The following is a 17,911-nucleotide window of genomic DNA, read 5'->3' on the forward strand; positions in this document are numbered from 1 at the left end:
CGGAGAACCGACGTCAGTGATCGCTCCAGGGATTCGGCGTCGGTGACTGCTCGAAGGATTCGCTACACGACTCGAGACACCGCTATCGTTCTCCATCCAGGACCCGGTAGAACCCAGCGAGTGCGAGGAGCACCACGAGCAGGGAGACGGGCGTGAATCCGGGCACCGAATCGACATCGTCTGCCCCGCGTGGCTCGTCGCTGCCTGACTCGGCCGCCGATCCGGAGGCGTTCTCGTCCACATCGTCGGTGGAGTCGCTCGAGTCCAGTTCGTCCCCAGTACCGGCGGTATCGGGTTCGTCGGCCGAATCGTTTGCATCCGCCTCGAGCACGTCGCGATTCTGCGGATCGGGGTGATCGAACGGCTCGTGCGGTTCCTCCCCGCCGTCGATCGAGATCGTCACCTCCCGGTCGTGCACTGCGAGCGGGAACTCGCGCTCGAGGTAGACCTCCGAGTTTCCGAAGGAGAGTGTCGTCTGTGCCGCCGGTGCGTCCGTCACGACCTGGACCGTGATCGTGGCGACGCGAGTCTGCCCCGTCGCTCCGCCGGCCACTGGATCGCGCCGCTGCTCGAGGATCGCCGTTCCGGCCTCGTTGGCGATCACCCGTTCCTCGCGGATTTCCGTTTCCTCGCCCTGTTCGAGCCAGTCGCCCGCCTCGATGTCCGTGACCTCGAGGTAATTGGGGTGGTACTGGGCGATCAACTCGTAGGAGGCGACGCCCTCGCCGTGGGCGCCCTGGCTGCCCATGACGACGTCGATTTCGATTTCCTCGCCGGGTTGGGCCTCGACCTCGTAGGGCGTCGGCGAGATTGTGGCGACGGCGTCGCCGGCGGTGACGGTCCCGACCCCGAACCCGGCCAGTGCGACGGCGGACGTCACCAGTGCCAGCGCGAGCGACGCGACGAGGAGTCGGCGGCCGATGCCGATCATAGCGAGATCACCGTCGACGCAGACGGCATCTCGAGGAAGGCCGTCTCGTAGCCCCGGTGTCTCGAGACCTGCGGCGGTGTTCGAACCTCGAGTTCGAGGGTAGCCTCGTCCGGATCGGTCGCCAGCGCCGTCCCGTAGTGAAGGCCGAGTTCGTGGTCGAGGGTTTCGGTCAGCCGCCGGGAGTCGCCGTCGACGGTCACCTCGAGCGCCATCAGCGGGAGTACGCAGTGGTTGTAAGGCGTTCGTGGGGAGACGGCGAGGTACCGACCGTCGGTGCCGGTATCGGTACCGGCGTCTGCCTCGCCATCGACGAATCTGGAACCTGGCTCGAGAATCGTGACCTCGAAGACGGCGTCGCCACTCTCGAGCGGTTCCTGGAGAGAGCCCGGGAGGCCTCCCGTCGGCGGTGTGCTCGAGTACGGGATAGCGTGGCCATCGTGATCGGACACGTCGTTGTCGCTCTCGCCATCTCCGTTCGCCATCGGTTCGAGCGCGCCGCGCTCGCCCCACTCGTCTTCGGGGAAGTACTCGACCTCGGTTGCGAGTCGGCGAAGGTCGTCGTCGAAGTCGAACGCGAATTCGAACGAGACGGGGTCATCGAGTCGATCCTCGAATGCGCCAGTTTTACGGATCGAGACCGGGCTCAATCGGCCCTCGACGCGATAGGTACCGTCGCCATCGAGGGAGAGATTGTCCCCGAAGTGAAAGCCCATCTGCTGGGAGAGCATGAGCCACGGGCGAACCTCGCGGACGAACTCGCCGTCCTGGGAGAGTTCGAGGACGGGACTCGAGTCGACGGGAACCACCTGTCCGGTCTCGCGATCCCAGGCGGTGACCATCAGGTGGACATCGTCACGGTCGGGTTCGACCGTCTCGACGCCGCTCCCGTCGACGAGCCAGAACGGGTGCGGGTAGGTGACCATCCCGGCGACGTGGTAGTCGCCGGCGTCGACGGGCTCGAGCATCCGCACGCGCTCGCGGTGGGTCGGTCGGTACACCGCGTCCGGCGGGTTCTCGATTTCGGGGAACGCGAGCAGGTCGTCGGGTCCATCGGTGCCGTCGTCCGATCCGTTCGGTTCGTCGTCCCCGGTCGATTCCGGGGTGTCGTCCTCACCGCGCTCGAGACAGCCGGCGATGGCGAGTGTGCCGGCCCCGGCGGTCGCTCGCTGGAGGAGGCGGCGTCGCGAAAGCGGGGGGGATCCGTACATCTGCGTACGTGTTCGGCGGTGAGCGATTTACCGGTTTCTGTTACCGAGAATCGGATTCGTCGACCCAGTCGTTACCATCGCGAATTATCGGGTAGGGAGACGATACGGAGTGTCGTCTTCGAACGAACAGGTCCACAGACACCACGGTCCAAACAGTGGTGACGTCGAACACACTCCGCGAGCGTGAACGAATCGCCCGCTGGCCTGGAGTCAGGTACGCGAGAAATTCCGGGGAGTCGTGAATCGCTGAATCTATCGACAGACAGAATGTCTGTCGAGACGGCCGCTCGTGGCCATCTTGCAACCATCCGGTTTTTCCGTTTCGATACCCTACTCACTCGTATGCTCCTCATACGCGGCCGTGCCGGCGGGACCGAACTCACCGGGACGCTGTACGAGCGCGGTGAGCAGTCGCCCACGTTCCGCGGCGCGCCGGACGAAGGCGCCCCGTACGTCTGGATCTGCGACGAGTTCTACGAGGTCGATAGCGGCGGCACCGCACAGCTCATCGACGGCCGCGAGGTTCACATTGCCTTCGAATCGCCGATGCCACGGGGCTTCGACACCCGTGAACAGGCACTCGAGGCCGCAACCGAGCACATTCAGACCCAGTTCGCCCGCATCGGCGTCGACCGCGAGGCCGTCGACCTCGAGATCGAGAAGGACGAACTCGACGCCGCCGACGTGCTCGAACGGGACGCGACCTAACCTCAGACGAACTCCTCGCCCCACCGCTTGTCGTCGTACGTTCGCCGTTCGACCGTCTCGAACTGTGTCTCGAGGGCCTCACGGAGCGAGCGTTTCTCGGACGCGCTGATTCTGGCGAGTTCGTCCGCCTTCTCGATGACCTGTGGCGGCCCGCCCGTGACGGCCACGTCCTGGAGCACCTGCCGGGTGAGTCGGTCCCGGCGCCCCTCGTCGCGAACGACCCCGTACGGCGATTCCACCCGGTAGATCAAGTCGTCGCGTGGGTCGTAGATCACGAAGAACGTCACTTCGTAGGCCTCCAGGTCGAGTTTTCGATCGACGCCGAGTGCGTCACCTTCCGGCGAGAGGGGTCTGTCGACGCCGCCTCGCGAACGGAACCATCCGGTGTAGGTCAGGCTCTCGGTGTCGCGTTCCCAGCGCTCCCCGTCGATGTCCGAGACGTACTCGCCGCGCTCGAGAATGCGGGTAAAGAACGTCCCGTCGTCGCCCCACGGCGCCTCGATGTCCTTCGACTGCACCGCCCGGGTGATCGCCCGTGTCGCCGGGTTCTTGACGAAACCGACGAGTGGGACGTCGCGCTCGAGGAACGTCTCGACCAGTCGAACGTAGTTCTGGACGACCTGTTTCGGCCGGGCATTCTCCTCGAGAAACGTCGCGAGGTCCGGGTGCTGGTCCGACCACCGGAGGAGCCCTCGCGGGTAGAGCGGCCCGTCCAGGATCAGCAGGTCCGAGACGTCCTCGGCGTGATCGCGGGCGTGTTCGCTCTCGGCGAGGTAGAGCGCCAGCGCGTGGACGATGCCCTCGGCGAACCGCGGCAGTCGTTGCTGGACCTTGATCGCCCGCGAGCGACTGTACCCGTCGTCGAACTCGTCCCACGTCTCGTCGACGTGGGCCGTCTGATCGTTCGAGTGGACCGTCGCGATCATCGTCCGCGAGCGGTGGAGGTCGAGCGACGAGGGCGTCGTGCTCATCGCCGCCTGGGCGATGTCGATCACGAGGCCGTTCTTGAACACCGTCGGGTTGATCGTCCCGGCGTCCAGTCCATGTTCGGTTTCGAACGGCCGGTCACAGAGGGCGATGGCCTCCCGGTCGACGAGGTGCTTCGAGACGGTGTCGAGCGGCTCGAGGACGAATCGGCCGTCACCGTCGATCAGCGGGTCGAGAAAGTCAGCCCAGACCGTCTCGGCGAGCGCCCGGTGGTCGCGCTCGTCGGCCCCGTGATCGATCCGTCGCGCGAGCCGCGCGATGCCGTCAAAGTGAACCGGATCGAGTGTCATGCTCGACTCCACCGAGTCAATCAGCAAAAAAGCCAGTGGTCGCTTTGCCCAAACCGCCGGTCGGGGCCATCGACAGCGATTCAATACGTATCAGTATTATAGCTATGAACAGTAATTGAGAGGTCGATTACGTCGTCTCGAGGAAGGCGGTACCGGTAGACCATGCGTTACCTACCAGTCCAAACGTACCCTCGAGTCCGTATCCAAACGTACCCTCGAGTCCGTACCCAAACGTACCCTCCAGTCTGTACGTTACACACCTATCCGTGTAACGCTCGAATCACGACTGAACACCGTATACGACACCAGTCCGGATACCAATCGGACACGACATCCGTTGGAGCGTGCCTTCAGACTTAGGACTTTACCCCGAAAAAGCTAGATCGACGTAATTCGCGTATACTCCTCATCCAGGGCGGCCGCGTCCTCGGGAAGCAATGCCGTCACGAGCGTCTCCGCGTACTCGCTGAAGTACTCCACGAGTCGGGCGATCCGATTCGAGTCGATGGCTTCGAGCGAGTCCAACAGCATGAACGGCACCTCGTCGTACACCTCGTGGACGAGATAACCAGCCAGCGCGAACACGAGTCCCGTCACCTCTCGCTCGCTCTCGCTCAGGTGATCGACCGTGTCCTCGTAGGTCCGCCCGTCGTCGGCCTGTCGAACGATGTGTAACTCGAAAACCGGTCGGTCGACGCGCCGTCGTCCCTCCTTGACCGTCCGCTCGGTTCGCTCGATCCAGATGCGCTCGAGGTTCTCGTACTCCAGGACGTCGAGCACCGAGGACATGTGGTCGTTGAACGCCTCGACCGACTCCCGTTCGATGCGGTCGATCCGAGTCCGGAGGTCGGTGAGTCGTTCGGACGCGCGCTCTCGCTGTGATCGCAGGTCGTCGATGCGGCCGATCTCGGTCTCGGCTTCCTCGATTTCCGCCTCGACGTCCGCGAGGTCGTCCTCCAGGCGGCCGACCTGGAATTCGAGTTCGGTCACCTCCTTCTGGTGATCGAGCGTTTCGCTCTCGCTCTCCTCCTCGAGTTCGTCGACCGTCGTCTCCAGGTCGTCAATTCCCTCCTGGAGTTCGGTTTCGCGCTCGTTGAGCGTCTCGAGCCGGTCGCGCCGTTGCTCGAGTTCGTCCTCCGTACTCTCGATTCGCTGTGTCAGCGTCTGTCGACGCTGGCTCGTCTCCCGTGCCTCCCGCAACGTCTCCTTCCGGTCGTCGATCTGGCGCCGGAGTTCGTTGCGTTCCTGGACGTGCTCCTGGCGGAGGGAGCGAAGGCGGTCGATCGTCGACTCGATCTGGTCGGTTTCGACCGTGGACCCGCACGTCCAGCACATGGCTGTGTCGTCTTCGAGCAATTGTTCGGTTACCGCGCCACCATCGGTTTCGGACGTTTCGCCCTGCAACGCCTGCGTGATTCGCTGGTTCGTCCCCTCGAGCATCTCCTCGTTGAACTGGATGATGCTCTGGAGCTGGTTCGTACTCGAATCGAGCGTCGATCGCTGGTCGCGAAGTGTCTCGAGTTCCCGTTCGAGTGCGTCGGGATCCGTTTCGAAGCCGTCGGGAAGCTCCTCGAGTTCGTCCTGCATCTCCTCGAGTTCCGACTCGAGGGTTTCGATGCTCTGTTGTTCGGTCTCGTGCTGGAACTGGATGTCCTCTAAGTTGTTTCGCGCCGACTGCAGATCGTCGAGTTTAGCCTCGAGTTCGTCGTCGTCGGTCTCGGATTCGTCCGCGCGCGAGGCCTCGAGGTCTGCGCGTCGTTCCTCGAGTTCGGCCTCCGTTTCCTCGATCTCCTTCCGGAGCGACTGTCGACGTTCCTCGAGCGAGGGAAGCGACGATTTGAGGGACGTGAGACGGTCGATCTCTTCGTCGAGGCGGCGTTTGTCGGATTCGGCCTGGGAGATTTCGGCCTCGATCTCCTCGATGTCGACCGGCCGCATGATGACCTCGCGAAGGTCATCTTGCTGGCTAACGGCCTGCCGTGCGGTGTTCGACTCGAGCAAGAATGCGAAGAGGTTCGCCAGCGTTGGATCCTCGAGATAGGGATCACCTGAACTGACGATCCGCCCCTCCCGACGTTCGAAGTGGCGCTCGTACGTTTCACCTTCGAGCTCTAACGTTACCGAGCCGTGGTCGGCGTCCGCCTTGAGGGAAACGTGGTCGCTTCCGAGTGCGCCCATGATAGATCGAAGGAAGGAGGTTCGGTTCGTCGCGTTTCGGCCCGTGAGGACGTTCACGCCCGTCGTCAGTTCTACCGTCGTCGAGTCGATTCCGCCGATGTTTTCGACGGACACTCGTGGCTGTCCAGTCGTCTCGCCTGCGCTCATTGGCCCCACTTGGGGCACCACCTATTTATATGCCATCGTCTATCGTCCGTTTCGAACGACAAGTGGTCGTTGGCGTTCCGTTTACTCGAACGGGTCGATCGATCACTCACGTCAGATTCGATCGATCACTCACGACAGATCCGATCCATCACTCACGACAGATCCGATCCATCACTCGCGACAGCGACAACCGCCACGCTCGAGGAACGTCGCGACGTCGTACTGCTCTCCACACTCCTCACAGAGGACGTTCACGTCGACGAGCACCGATACGGAACCGCTCTCGAGGAGGTCCGTCTCCCGATATCGCTTCACTGTGTCCTCCGTGACCGCGGTCAGCCGACTCGAGAGTCGCTGGATGGACGCTGCATCCCGCTCGAGGCGGTCCTCCGGACTCGTCTGGCTCGAGGGCCCCTCGAGTTCCCGGTCGCTCGTCAGGTAGGTGTGAACCGCCTGGTGGGAGACGAACTCCCGTCGGAGCGCGTCGACGTCGATGCCGGCCCGTTCGAGTTCGCGTTCGGCCTGGGTTCGCATCCCGGCGCTTACGCCGTCATCGGTGAGGAGTCGATACGTGTTCTCGACCTCGCCGTCGAGTGGCGACAGGCCGGCGCGAGCCATCCGTTCACCGAGGAGACGCTCGTTGAATCGCGTGGCCAACTTGCGGAGGCTCTCCCGTTCGTACCCCTTCCCGAGCCAGCGCTGTTCGAGTTCGAGTCCGAGGCTCTCGAGGTCGTAGGTCTCGAGCAGACGAGCGACCTTAGTCGGCATACGTTCTCCGCCTCCTGACGGGTCGGTCGATCATTACCGGGTATGGGTGTGTCCGGTACGTGAAAGTATCGGCTGGGACGTGGACAGTGAGGTCGCGTAGCTGAGACGTGGTCAGCGAAGCCGCGTATCGAAATCGTAGGCGTTCGAGACGGAGACGTATGAGAAAGTAGAGAGGAGCGTCGAACGAGGCGATTGTTGACAGTTAGTCTCGGTCCGGAAGTCGGTCGGAGAGTCGGTCGAAACGATCCTGCAGTCGATCGCGGCGATCAGTCTCCTCGTCGGGTCGATACCGCATCTCGCGTACTGCTCCATCCTCGAGAACGACTTCGAAGACGGCCCCCTCGTGGCGGCCGTTCTCGGGGAGTGACTCGAGGTCGAGGTCGAGTTGCCGGCGTTTCGTAGCGTCTTCACCGTCATCGGCTTCGGTGGCTCCGCCGCTGTCGGCTTCGGTGTCTTCGCCATCGAGTGTTTCGTCTTCGATACCATCGACGTCGTTGCCGTGGTCGTCGTTGTCTTCGCCTTCGTCGCCGGCCTCGGTCTCGAGCAGCAACACCGCGACCGAATCGTCGGCGATGCGGTCGAGGACGGCAGTGACAGTCGCACTGGTCATGGGAGTGAGAGTACCTCCGTCGGGAATCCGGTTACGCGTTGGGCCAATTGCTCGGACGTCTCCGTCTCATCGGTCGAGAACTCCTCCAGGAGGACGTATCCATCCGTTGGACCAGACCGCTCCGTCTGAACCGCGACAGACTCGCCGTCCGTGGTGACGACCACGTGACCGTGAACGCCCGTCCAGTAGGTCTCGATTCCGCGTTCGCTGAACGCCGCGAGCACCTCGTCGTGCGGATGTCCGTACTGACTCTCGAGGGGAGCCGAGACGACCGTCACCTCGGGATCGACGACGTCGAGAAACGCCGACGACGAGCTGGTCGATGACCCGTGGTGTCCTGCCTGGTAGACCTCCGCCCGGAGGTCGTCGCCGTGGCGCTCGACCAGGCGCGATTCGACCGTGCGCCCGGCGTCACCGGTCGTCAGGTAGGAGACGTCGCCGTAGGCTACGGATAAAACGATGCTGTTGTCGTTGAGGCCGTCCTCGTCGTTCGGACCCTCGGCCGGCGGATTGTAGAACTCGATTTCCGCCTCGCCGAAGTCGACGGCGTCCCCCTCTCGAACCGGAAAGAGGTCGACATCGTGTTTCTCCACGGCGTCCAGGTAGCGTTCGTAGGTCTGGCTCGTCGAGACGACACCGGAGTCGTAGATGGCGCCGACGCCGTCGCCGTTCGTCTCGACGTGCTCGATCACCGCGGCGTGGCCGCCGATGTGATCGGCGTGGGCGTGGGTCGCGACGAGGTGGTCGACGCGGTCGATTCCCCGCTCCTCGAGGTAGGCGATGACCTGCTCACCGTCGTCTCGCCAGTCGCCGCTGTCGACGAGCATCGTCTCCCCCGATGGCTCGATCAGCAGGGTCGCGTCGGCCTGTCCCACGTCGATGTGGTGGATTTCGAGTGTGCCCGTCTTCCGATCCGTTTCGCCGTCGTTGGAGTGATCGTCGCTGTCGTCAGTGTCGTCACCGTCTTCGAGTTCGTCGCCGTCGTCACCGTCTCCACCATCGACGTCTCGAGGACCCGTTGACGTCCCGAAGTCGAGACAGCCGCCGGTAACCAGTACGACGACGACGAGCGTCAGGAGCAGCAGACGAACGGGTCGCACGCGTCATTCTTCGATTCGAATGCATATGGACCTTGCCGTCACCGCGGGCCGGTTCCGCGGCAACTACCAGTCGACGCTCAGCGTGCCGTCGCCGTGTGGATCGGGCGCGATCTCCTCGTCCGTTCGGCGGTCGATCACGTGGATACAGCCCTGGTCTTTCTTCGCCGGACAGACCTCGGCCGCGCGGACGTTCTCCTGGAGATCGTCCTCGCTGATAAAGTACGAATTTGGCCGCGCGAGACTCGTCTGGAGGTCCATCTCCCAGTTGTCGCTCACCTCGGCGCACTTGCCCGCGCCGAAGCACTTGTTCGCCTCGAAGATGATCTTGTACGGCTTCTCGTCGACCGGCGGCCCGTCGCTCGAGCCGACGTCGCTGGGGCGTGGGCGTCCTTCGCCCCCGTCGGTTTCAGCGGTCTTCTCGCGTGCGTCGCTCATATCGTCACCTCGGGAGGCGACGGTCTTTCGCGTTACGGTTTCGAGGGTGCGATCGATCCCGCGATCGATCCTACCGATCGACGGACACCGACTCGAGAACGATGTCGCGTTTTGGCTTGTCGTTCCCGTCCGTTTCTACGGAACCGATCTCGCGAACGACGTCCATCCCGTCGGTCACTTCGCCGAAGACCGAGTGGCGGCCGTCGAGGTGAGGCGTCGCGTCGAGGGTGATGAAGAACTGCGAGCCGTTCGTGTTCGGGCCGGCGTTGGCCATCGAGAGGGTGCCGGCGCTGTCGTGAGTGAGGTCGTCGTGGAACTCGTCGTCGAAGGTGTAGCCGGGGCCGCCGCGACCGGTGCCGGTCGGGTCGCCGCCCTGGATCATGAACCCCTCGATGATACGATGAAAGGGCACGTCGTCGTACAGCGGTTCGTCGGTGACACGCTCGTCGGTTTCGGGATCGGTCCACTCGCGCTCGCCAGTCGCCAGACCGACGAAGTTCCCGACCGTTCGGGGCGCTCGCTCTTCGAACAGTTCGACGGTGATGTCGCCTTCGCTCGTGTGAAGCGTCGCTGTCGGATTTGCCATACCACGGCCGACGAGGGGCGTGGTGAAAACAGTGGTGGTCTCGAGGCAACGGTCGTCGCAGTATCCGCGCGCAACCCCGGTCGATTTGCGAGAGGATCAGAACGCGCGCAGATCCTCGAGCACTGCCGCCGCGCTCCCGTCGTCGATAACCGCGCGAGCGCGCTCGAGGCCGTCCTCGAGATCGGCTACGTCGTCACGGGCGAACATCCGGAACGCGGCGTTGAGCGCGACGGCGTCGGCGAAGTGGTCGTCGCGCTCGCCGGCGAGAACAGCCTCGGTGATCGCTGCGGAGTCGGCGTCGACGTCGTCGACGGCGAGGTCGTCGTTCTCCATCTCCATACCGTACTCGGCGGTTTCGATCTCGAAGTCGTCGAACTCGCCAGCCCGCCAGTCGGCGACTTTCGTGTACCCGGGACGGATGTCGTCGTAGCCCTCCATTCCCTGGAACATGACGACGCGGGAGAACTCGAGTGCCTCGCTCTCGGCGACCAGGTCGCACGTCTTCTTCGCGAACGCCAGGTGGTAGAACGAGCCGAGGTGGACGTTGGCATTAGCCGGATTGGCGACGGTCTCGATGGTGTTGACGAACGTTCGAACGCCCATCTGATCCCGACGGTCGTACAGCGCGTGGACGCCGGGGCTGAAGGTCGGCTGGTAGTAGAAGCCGAAGCCGGTCTCGTCGACCATCTCCGCTGATTCCCTGGGCTCGAGTTCCGTCCGAACGCCCAGTTCGTCCAGGACGTGCTTGTAGGCCGTCGCCTTCTGGGTGGGGACGCGGTCGCCGGAGTGGGTTACGATGGGCGTCCCGGCGGCAGCGGCGACGATACCGGCGGCCACGCCGAGGACGGCCGTGGTGTGCTTGCCGTCGTAGTTCGCGCCACAGTCGACGGGGTCGCAGTCGGGTTCAGCCGTCACGACGCTCTCCTCGCGCATGACGTCGGTGAACGCCGCCAGCTCCTCGGGCGTATTCTTCTTCCAGCGATTCGCCAGCCAGAACGCCCCCAGCGTGGTCGGGTCGGGTTCGTCGGCGAGAATCCGCCGGAACGCCTCTCGAGCCTGCTCGCGGGTCATGTCGTCGGCGGATTTGGGACCGGAGCCGACGATTTCGGTCATCAGGCGTTTCAGCGGCCACTCGCCGAAGTCCTGGGTAGCCTGGGCCATAGTTCGAGGTTGGGATGGGCGGGGGAAAAACCTCCCGTTTGGATCGATCGCAGCGGCGTGGTGGCCAACTAAGTTAGAAACGAAAGCGATCCGAAGCCGCTCACGGCGCCGTGCTCGACTCCCGACGACCCGTGAACGCCGTCGGCTCGAGGCGACAGAACGCAAAGTCAATCTCTCGGGGATGAGTCTCGAAGATGTCGATTAGCGGAATCTCGACGCGCTCGAGGCCTTCGAGAGCGTCCGTGCCCACGTCGTCGCGTTCGATGTCCTGGAGACGGCCCTTGGCGACGACGCTCCACCACTCGTCGTTGGCGTCGTAGGTGACGAACGAGACGGCGTGGCCGTCGAGCGTCTCGGGTGGGTGCTCCGGTGAGGTCGCCAGCCGGAAGTAAAAGGTCGACTCGACGGAATCGTAGCCGTAGGAGACTGGGACGGTGCGTGGTGGTTCGTCGCCCTCGGTCGAAAACGACAGCACGCCCGTACCGCCGGTTCCGAGTACCGACGTCCGTTCGGCCTCCTCGAGTTCGGCAACTTCGATGCGAGACATAGTCACAGTTCGTGCTCCGAGGGGATAATTCCCGCGTGGCTCGGGTGTCTCGCTCGACTGCGGGGCAGTTCCGGAGAAAACGCTCCTGATGACGTGCAACTCCGCGCTCGAGAAACCCGAAAGCGATAGGTGCGGGTCGTCCCTACTTCGACCAATGAGTTCCACTCGATCGGCCGCGGACGACTGGCGCGAGACGATCGACGAGACGGACGCCGCCATCGTCGACGGCTACCAGAGCGGGTTCCCCATCGCGGAGCGTCCCTTCCGCGTCGTCGGCGACGCCCTCGGGATCGACGAAGATGAGGCTCTCGACCGCGTCCGACGCCTGCGCGAGGACGGCATCTTCCGTCGCTTCGGCGCCGTCCTCAACCCGCCCGTCATCGGCTCCTCGACGCTCGCAGCCGTCAAGGCACCCGAAGACCGGTTCGACGAGATCGCCGAGGTGATCAACGGGTACCGACAGGTCAACCACAACTACGCCCGCGACCACGAGTGGAACATGTGGTTCGTCGTGACCGCCGGTTCCCAAGAGACGCGAGACCGCATCCTGGAGGAGATCGAGGAGCGAACCGGCTGCACTGTGTTAGTGCTCCCGATGCTGACGGATTACTACATCGACCTCGAGTTTCCCGTGGTGAACGCGGACAGTTTCGCACGCGAGAGCCTCGAGGACGGCACCGACGCCTCCGCAACTCGGATCAGCGAGGACGCCGCGGGCGGCCTCTCCCCGCTCGACGCCGCGCTCTTGCTCGCGATCCAGGACGGGTTCCCGCTGTCCAGGACGCCCTACGACGACATTGCGGCCGAACTCGCGACCGACCTGGAGTGCGAGGTGTGCGTCGAAGAGGTGCTCGAGGGCGTTTCCCGCCTCCAAGACGAGGGCTGCATCAAGCGGGTCGGCTGCATCGTCAACCACGTCGTGACCGGCTTCGACGCCAACTGCATGGTCGTCTGGGACGTCCCTGACGACCGACTGGACGAGTGGGGCGAGCGCGCTGGTTCGCTGCCCTACGTGACTCTGTGTTACCACCGACCGCGACGACCAGACCTCGAGTGGCCTTACAACCTGTTCACGATGATCCACGGGCGAGATCAGTCAGCGGTCGACGCCAAAATCGACGAACTCACCGAGGAGTACCTGCCGGTTACCCACGAGCGCCTGTACTCGACGGAGACGTTGAAGCAGACGGGGGCGCAGTACGAGGCGTTAGTGAGTTAGTCGAAACGTCCTGAGCGAGAAGTTCCGTTTGGAGATCGTGAGTTCGGAAATCGGGCTCTGTCGAAACTCCCACCGGTGATATGTTTCAGCGGTCGTGCCGAATAGATAGCGCGAACCTTGCACCGTTGAACGGTTTGTAAACGGTAATAACGGGTACGCTATGTAACAGCCTTCGGGAGTACCAACAGTCTCGCTTTCTACGCTCCAGTTCTCGTGTAGGTTACGTCGAAATCTACCTCCCAGTCAACCCCGTCGTCCGAGTATTCCCACGTACCCTCGATCACGTTGGCGTCATCGTCGAAGTTACTCGTGAAGCGTTGTGAGAACTCGGGTGCATCCCTCCGCAGTCCCCAGACCTCATCGCTCAAACTCATCTTGTACACCCGGAAGACGTCACGTGAATCGGCGTAGAGCATCCAGAACTGCTCGCTCGTATCGTCCAAACCGATGATCGAGACGGTAGAGCGCGGCGCGTTCTCGACCCACCCAGGCGGCAATGTCGAAAGATCACTTACCTCCGAACGTTGAACGAGGAACGCTCCGTCTTCTAGCCATTCGAATGTTACGTGTCCACCCCTGTACGTTTGCCCATCTAGAGACACCTCGAGTTCCCATTCCCCGATGAGGCGGTTGAGTCGTTCGAGGTCCGGATTTCGACCCGGCGTTCGACCGTTCGCTTCTTCGTTCGACATAGTACTCGTAGTTCGCGAGCGATTTACCTAACTATTGTCCGCGATGGACGATTGGGAAATCGATCTCAGTAGGGTATTCCGCAGTGCTCCACTCATCCGCTATATGCAGCAGACAACCCACACCATTTAAATGTATTTCGACAATGAAGGAAATTACGATTTCAGTTCCGTCGAGCACTCGATCGACGGTCAGACGCCCTGGCCCATCAGGTGACTGCGCAGCACGTCGGCGTCCTTGTTTCCGGCCCCCGTGTTGAGGATCACAACCGTCGCGTCGTCGTCGAACGCCCCGCGCTCGCCGAGCTCCCAGGCCCCGCTGGCCGCCGCCGCGCAGGTCGGCGCCATCTCGAGGCCCTCGCCCTTCGCAACGGCGACGGCCGCCTCCAGGATCTCGTCGTCGTCGGTCGCGACCGCGCCGCCGTCGCTCTCGCGCAGAGCCTCGAGGATCCACGGGCTGGCGCCGGGGTCGGGAATCTCGATGCCGCCGCAGATGGTGTCAGGGTACTCGACGGGGTCGTGGCGCTCTCGGCCGTTCTCGAAGGCCTCGACGATCGGCTGACAGCCCGTCGCCTGAGCGGCGTACAGCGCCGGCACGTCGTCGATGAGCCCCAGGTCGCGGAACTCCTCGGCCGCCTTGTACATTCCCACGAGGCCGACGCCGCCGCCGGTCGGGTAGACGATGGCGTCGGGGACTTCCCACTGGAGTTGCTCGACGATCTCGTACAGCATCGTCTTCTTGCCTTCGTGGCGGTAGGGCGTCACGAACGTCTTCACGGAGTACCAGTCGTCGTGCTCGGCCATCGCGTCCGCGTAAGCCGCGCCTGCGTCGCCGATTCGCCCGCCGACGACGGTCATGTCGCCGCCGTGGACGTTCACCATCGCCTTGGTCGTGAAGCCCGCTCGAGATGGGAGGAACACGTGCGAGTCGATGTCGGCACGGCCGGCGTACGCGGCGGCGGCCTGTCCGGCGTTGCCCGCCGACGCCAGCGCGACGTCGCTCGCACCGTGCTGGTTCGCGGCCGTCATCGCCAGGGTCTGGCCGCGGTCCTTGAACGTTCCTGTCGGATTCCGACCCTCGTCTTTGATCAGGACGCGCCCAACGCCGAGTTCGTCGGCGAGCTTTTCACACTCGACCAGCGGCGTCGCGCCCTCGTCCATCGTCACCGCCGACGCCCGGGTGAAGGGGAGCAGTTCCTCGTAGCGCCACATCGAGTCGAACGGGCGAGCCTCGAGGGTCTCCCGGTCGAGGTCGACCGCGTCGTAGTCGTAGGTCGGATCGAGGATGCCGTCGCAGTCGGGACAGCGGTGAGTGCCGGTTTCGGCGTCGAACGACGCCCCGCAGTCGATGCACTCGAGACCGACGAACGCGTCCGTGGTGTCCATACCGGCTCTTGTGACGGCGAGACCAAATCCCTGTCCATCGCGTCGACTCTCTGGGCCGTACTCACGCAGGTGCCGTTACCGCGGGGGGGGACGACGACTGAGTATCTCGCCCGTCGACTCGCTACAGCAGGTGCCGACACGCCTCGAGCGGCGGGAACCAACGCGTTTCGTCGGCGCCCTCGTCGCGAATCACCGGATGGAACGGCTCGAGCGACCGAATCACGGGCGACTGCAAGTCGGTTCCTCGGGCCCGGTTGATCGTCACGCCCGACGCGCTCCGGGTGAACGCCGGGAGCATCAGCACGTCCAGGCCCTCCCAGGCAGCCGGGCCGTAGAGAAAACAGGGGAGCTTTCGCCCGCCGACCGAGAGCGCTGGGTGGTCGTGGCCGACGACGACTCGCTCGAGGTTCGAGGCCTCGCGGTTCTCGCGATTCTTGCGGTTCTCGTGATTCTCGTGATTCTCGTGATTCTCGTGATTCTCGGATTCCGCATCGACTCGCTCCAGGACGGGCTGCTCGTGCCCGTGGCAAACCAGCGTCTCCCCGTCGGCCAGCACGTACGCGTCGGGAGCGCGTCCGTCGTAGACCGCCTCGAGCATCCCGTCGTGGTTTCCGGGGGTGACCACCAGTTCGCCACCGGTCTCAGCAACGACCCGCTCGAGGCGAGTGACAGTCCAGTCGGCCCCACGGGGTACGGTCGAAAACGAGTGCAAGAGGTCGCCGGCGACGACGACCATTTCGGCGTCGACGCGACCGAGCAGGCGCTCGAGGCGATCGATCACGTCGCCGCCGTCGTCGATCGGTGCCTCGATCCGAGAAGCCGCTGCCTTCCCGACGTGGAGGTCCGAGAGGACGAGTGCGTTGGCTCCCGGGACGAAGACGGCACGCTCGAGGAACTCGACGGGGGCGTCCACTCGAACGGAGTCGGGAAAAGCGCCGGCCATCGCCTCAATCGTCGCTCGAGGGCGTGATCTGCTCGCCTGTGGGGTCGGGTTTTCCGAGGGCCTCGGCGAGGTCGTACTCGGTCCCGGTGAGTACGAACAGCGCCTCCTCGAGCGGTTCTACGACCTCCGGAAGGATGCGAATCACGAGGTACGTGATCCCGACGAGGGCGACGATCGATAGCGACTGGGCGACGAAGTTGTGGGCGACGAGGAACGACGTCCGGTCGGCGGGCGATCCCATGTACGTCGTCGTAATGTAGATCAGCGGGTCGTACTGGAACCAGCCGAAGGGCGAGGCGAGACCGATGAAGACGTTTCGGATCAGGTTCAGGAACCAGATGACGCCGATGGCGAGCGCGAACGCGGTGGCCTTTCGCCGGAGTGGCGCCTTCACGGCGGCGATCAATCCGCCGAAGATCGCCATGCTCCCGATGCCGGTACACGCGAGGACGATGTAGGTCGTTCGCCCCGTTACCGTCTCGTCGGGGTCGAAGTCGAAGCGACTCTTGTAGCCGTTCGCACCCTCGTTGAGGCCCGGGCTGTGGCCGAGCAGTTCCATCCCGTAGTGGGTCTGGGCAGCCGTCGTCTCGATCAGCCAGGTCCTGGCGAACGGAATCGTCTCGACGGGGAGGTAGATAATTCCCATGAAGGCGACCGCCTTCGTGAGCAAGAGCAGGGACGTTCGGCCCTGGTACAGGAGATACCCCGTGTACGCACACAGCGGAAGTGCGGCGAGGCTCAACATCGTCTGGATCGGGCTCTGGGCCTCGCCGTAGTAGTACGGAACCATCGTCAACCAAAAGACGCCGAAGACGACCCAGGCGCCGGCGGCCAGGTAGCGGGCGGCGTTCTCACGGGCCTGCCACTGGAGGAGCAGTGCGAGAACGAAGGCGCCGATCGCGACCCACGCCAGCGCGTCGGTGGCGCCGAACGACCCTACGGCCGCTGGCAGGACCGTTACGGGCGAGGAGGACATTGTCACGCGAATTGACGGACTCGAGCGCTATCAACCTGACGCTGTATGCCGCTCGGACGTGGTTGCGGTACTCGAGGCCACAGTCCACCACTGAAACGAGCGGCCCGAGAGACCGCGCCATTTTTGGCCATGTCGTGAGAACGCGTGCACATGGTCGACGTTCTCGACAACAAACGCGCCGCGACGCGGTTTCGAATCCTCGTCGAGATCGCTGAACGGCAACCGGCCGTCAGCCAGGGCGAAATCGCCGCGGAAGTCGGCGTCACCAGTCAGGCCGTCAGCGAGTACATCCGCGACCTCGTCGAGGACGGTTTCGTCGAGAAGGAGGGACGCTCTCGCTACCGCGTCACGAACGAGGGCGTCGACTGGCTCTTCCAGGCCGCCGGCGACGTCCGCCGGTTCGCCGACCACGTCACCGAGGACATCCTCGGCGCCATGGGCGAGGACGCCGCCATCGCCAGCGCCGACCTCGAGGCCGGCGACCCCGTCTCGCTCACCGTCGAAGACGGCCTCCTCCACGCGGCCCCCGGCGAGGCCGGTCCCGCGACCGGCGTCGCGACCACCGACGCCGCCGCCGGATCGGACGTCGGCGTCACGAGTTTCGAGGGCGTCATCGATCTCGAGCCCGGTTCCGTGACGGTCTGGCAGGTTCCACCGGTCCGAGCAGGCGGCAGCCAGTCGGCGACCCTCGAGGCCATCGCGGACGGCTGTGCCGACGCGGATCTGGTCCTGGCGACGGGCGTCGAGGCCATCGTCGCCCTCGACGAGGCCGACGTCGAACCGGCGGTCACGTTCGCCGTCGGGGCCGTCGCCGCCGACGCCGCCGAACGCGGCCTCGACACCGCCGTCGTCGCCACCACCGACGCCGTCGGGCGCGTCACCGACGTGCTCAGAGACGGCGACGTGGCCTACGAAGTGCTCGAGGGGTGAGAGGCGACGTCGGTGCCGAAAATAGGGCGTTAGTGCGATTCCAAACGTCGACCGATGCGCGAAACCGGATGAATTCTATCGGTTTCACCAATCAGTTCAGGCCTGGAACGCC

Annotated in this window: 18 protein-coding genes; 3 read left to right on the forward strand and 15 right to left on the reverse strand. The window is 64.2% G+C overall.

Features of this window, described 5'->3' with window-relative positions; genetic code table 11:
* Positions 1–82: 82 nt before the first annotated feature.
* Entirely contained in the window at positions 83–931 is an 849-nt protein-coding gene (locus NGM15_RS09085; protein WP_253429781.1) for a cohesin domain-containing protein, read from the reverse strand.
* Entirely contained in the window at positions 928–2,139 is a 1,212-nt protein-coding gene (locus NGM15_RS09090) for a DUF7350 domain-containing protein (protein WP_253429784.1), read from the reverse strand. Before NGM15_RS09090 ends, NGM15_RS09085 begins: the two co-directional genes overlap by 4 nt.
* 342 nt (positions 2,140–2,481) lie before the next feature.
* On the opposite strand from NGM15_RS09090, the gene NGM15_RS09095 reads away from it, so the two are divergent.
* Positions 2,482–2,847 carry a DUF7113 family protein gene (locus NGM15_RS09095; RefSeq protein ID WP_253429787.1) on the forward strand — a complete coding sequence of 122 codons (366 nt, stop codon included), beginning with the start codon at positions 2,482–2,484 and terminating at the stop codon, positions 2,845–2,847.
* A gap of 2 nt (positions 2,848–2,849) precedes the next feature.
* Here the strand turns inward: NGM15_RS09095 and NGM15_RS09100 are convergent, their stop codons facing one another.
* From NGM15_RS09100 to NGM15_RS09140, 9 genes are all read right to left on the reverse strand, one after another.
* Positions 2,850–4,124 carry a DNA double-strand break repair nuclease NurA gene (locus NGM15_RS09100; RefSeq protein WP_253429790.1) on the reverse strand — a complete coding sequence of 425 codons (1,275 nt, stop codon included), beginning with the start codon at positions 4,122–4,124 and terminating at the stop codon, positions 2,850–2,852.
* Positions 4,125–4,502: 378 nt separating this feature from the next.
* On the reverse strand, positions 4,503–6,449 hold the full coding sequence (locus NGM15_RS09105) for an archaea-specific SMC-related protein (RefSeq protein WP_253429792.1): 1,947 nt from the start codon (positions 6,447–6,449) through the stop codon (positions 4,503–4,505).
* A 171-nt stretch (positions 6,450–6,620) separates the two neighbouring features.
* Positions 6,621–7,217, reverse strand: a complete 597-nt coding sequence (gene rdfA, locus NGM15_RS09110; protein WP_253429795.1) for a rod-determining factor RdfA — start codon at positions 7,215–7,217, stop codon at positions 6,621–6,623.
* A gap of 202 nt (positions 7,218–7,419) precedes the next feature.
* Positions 7,420–7,827: a DUF3006 family protein gene (locus NGM15_RS09115; protein WP_253429798.1), complete on the reverse strand. Its 408-nt coding sequence runs from the start codon at positions 7,825–7,827 to the stop codon at positions 7,420–7,422.
* On the reverse strand, positions 7,824–8,927 hold the full coding sequence (locus NGM15_RS09120; protein ID WP_253429801.1) for a ComEC/Rec2 family competence protein: 1,104 nt from the start codon (positions 8,925–8,927) through the stop codon (positions 7,824–7,826). Before NGM15_RS09120 ends, NGM15_RS09115 begins: the two co-directional genes overlap by 4 nt.
* 63 nt (positions 8,928–8,990) lie before the next feature.
* Positions 8,991–9,362: a ferredoxin gene (locus NGM15_RS09125; RefSeq protein ID WP_253429804.1), complete on the reverse strand. Its 372-nt coding sequence runs from the start codon at positions 9,360–9,362 to the stop codon at positions 8,991–8,993.
* A 70-nt stretch (positions 9,363–9,432) separates the two neighbouring features.
* The gene (locus tag NGM15_RS09130; protein WP_253429805.1) at positions 9,433–9,948 is read right to left on the reverse strand and encodes a peptidylprolyl isomerase; all 516 of its coding nucleotides are present in this window, start codon (positions 9,946–9,948) and stop codon (positions 9,433–9,435) included.
* A gap of 96 nt (positions 9,949–10,044) precedes the next feature.
* Entirely contained in the window at positions 10,045–11,109 is a 1,065-nt protein-coding gene (locus NGM15_RS09135; RefSeq protein ID WP_253429808.1) for an anthranilate phosphoribosyltransferase, read from the reverse strand.
* 100 nt (positions 11,110–11,209) lie between these two features.
* Complete coding sequence (locus NGM15_RS09140) at positions 11,210–11,656, reverse strand: pyridoxamine 5'-phosphate oxidase family protein (RefSeq protein WP_253429811.1); 447 nt, start codon at positions 11,654–11,656, stop codon at positions 11,210–11,212.
* 154 nt (positions 11,657–11,810) lie between these two features.
* Here NGM15_RS09140 and ahbB point away from each other — a divergent pair, with 154 nt between their 5' ends.
* Positions 11,811–12,875 (forward strand): siroheme decarboxylase subunit beta, encoded by a 1,065-nt coding sequence (gene ahbB, locus NGM15_RS09145; protein ID WP_253429814.1) that lies wholly within the window; start codon positions 11,811–11,813, stop codon positions 12,873–12,875.
* Between the two features lie 197 nt (positions 12,876–13,072).
* Here the strand turns inward: ahbB and NGM15_RS09150 are convergent, their stop codons facing one another.
* The 4 genes from NGM15_RS09150 to artA form a co-directional block, all read right to left on the reverse strand.
* Positions 13,073–13,567 carry a hypothetical protein gene (locus NGM15_RS09150; protein WP_253429817.1) on the reverse strand — a complete coding sequence of 165 codons (495 nt, stop codon included), beginning with the start codon at positions 13,565–13,567 and terminating at the stop codon, positions 13,073–13,075.
* A gap of 189 nt (positions 13,568–13,756) precedes the next feature.
* Positions 13,757–14,950, reverse strand: coding sequence for a threonine synthase (locus NGM15_RS09155; protein WP_253429819.1), 1,194 nt, complete (start codon positions 14,948–14,950; stop codon positions 13,757–13,759).
* 121 nt (positions 14,951–15,071) lie between these two features.
* Positions 15,072–15,893, reverse strand: coding sequence for a metallophosphoesterase (locus NGM15_RS09160; protein WP_253429821.1), 822 nt, complete (start codon positions 15,891–15,893; stop codon positions 15,072–15,074).
* 4 nt (positions 15,894–15,897) lie between these two features.
* Positions 15,898–16,869 (reverse strand): archaeosortase A, encoded by a 972-nt coding sequence (gene artA / locus NGM15_RS09165; protein ID WP_253429824.1) that lies wholly within the window; start codon positions 16,867–16,869, stop codon positions 15,898–15,900.
* A 150-nt stretch (positions 16,870–17,019) separates the two neighbouring features.
* Here artA and NGM15_RS09170 point away from each other — a divergent pair, with 150 nt between their 5' ends.
* On the forward strand, positions 17,020–17,799 hold the full coding sequence (locus NGM15_RS09170; RefSeq protein ID WP_253429827.1) for a DUF7839 domain-containing protein: 780 nt from the start codon (positions 17,020–17,022) through the stop codon (positions 17,797–17,799).
* Positions 17,800–17,911: the final 112 nt, after the last annotated feature.

This window comes from Natronosalvus halobius (assembly GCF_024138145.1).
Lineage (GTDB): Archaea > Halobacteriota > Halobacteria > Halobacteriales > Natrialbaceae > Natronosalvus > Natronosalvus halobius.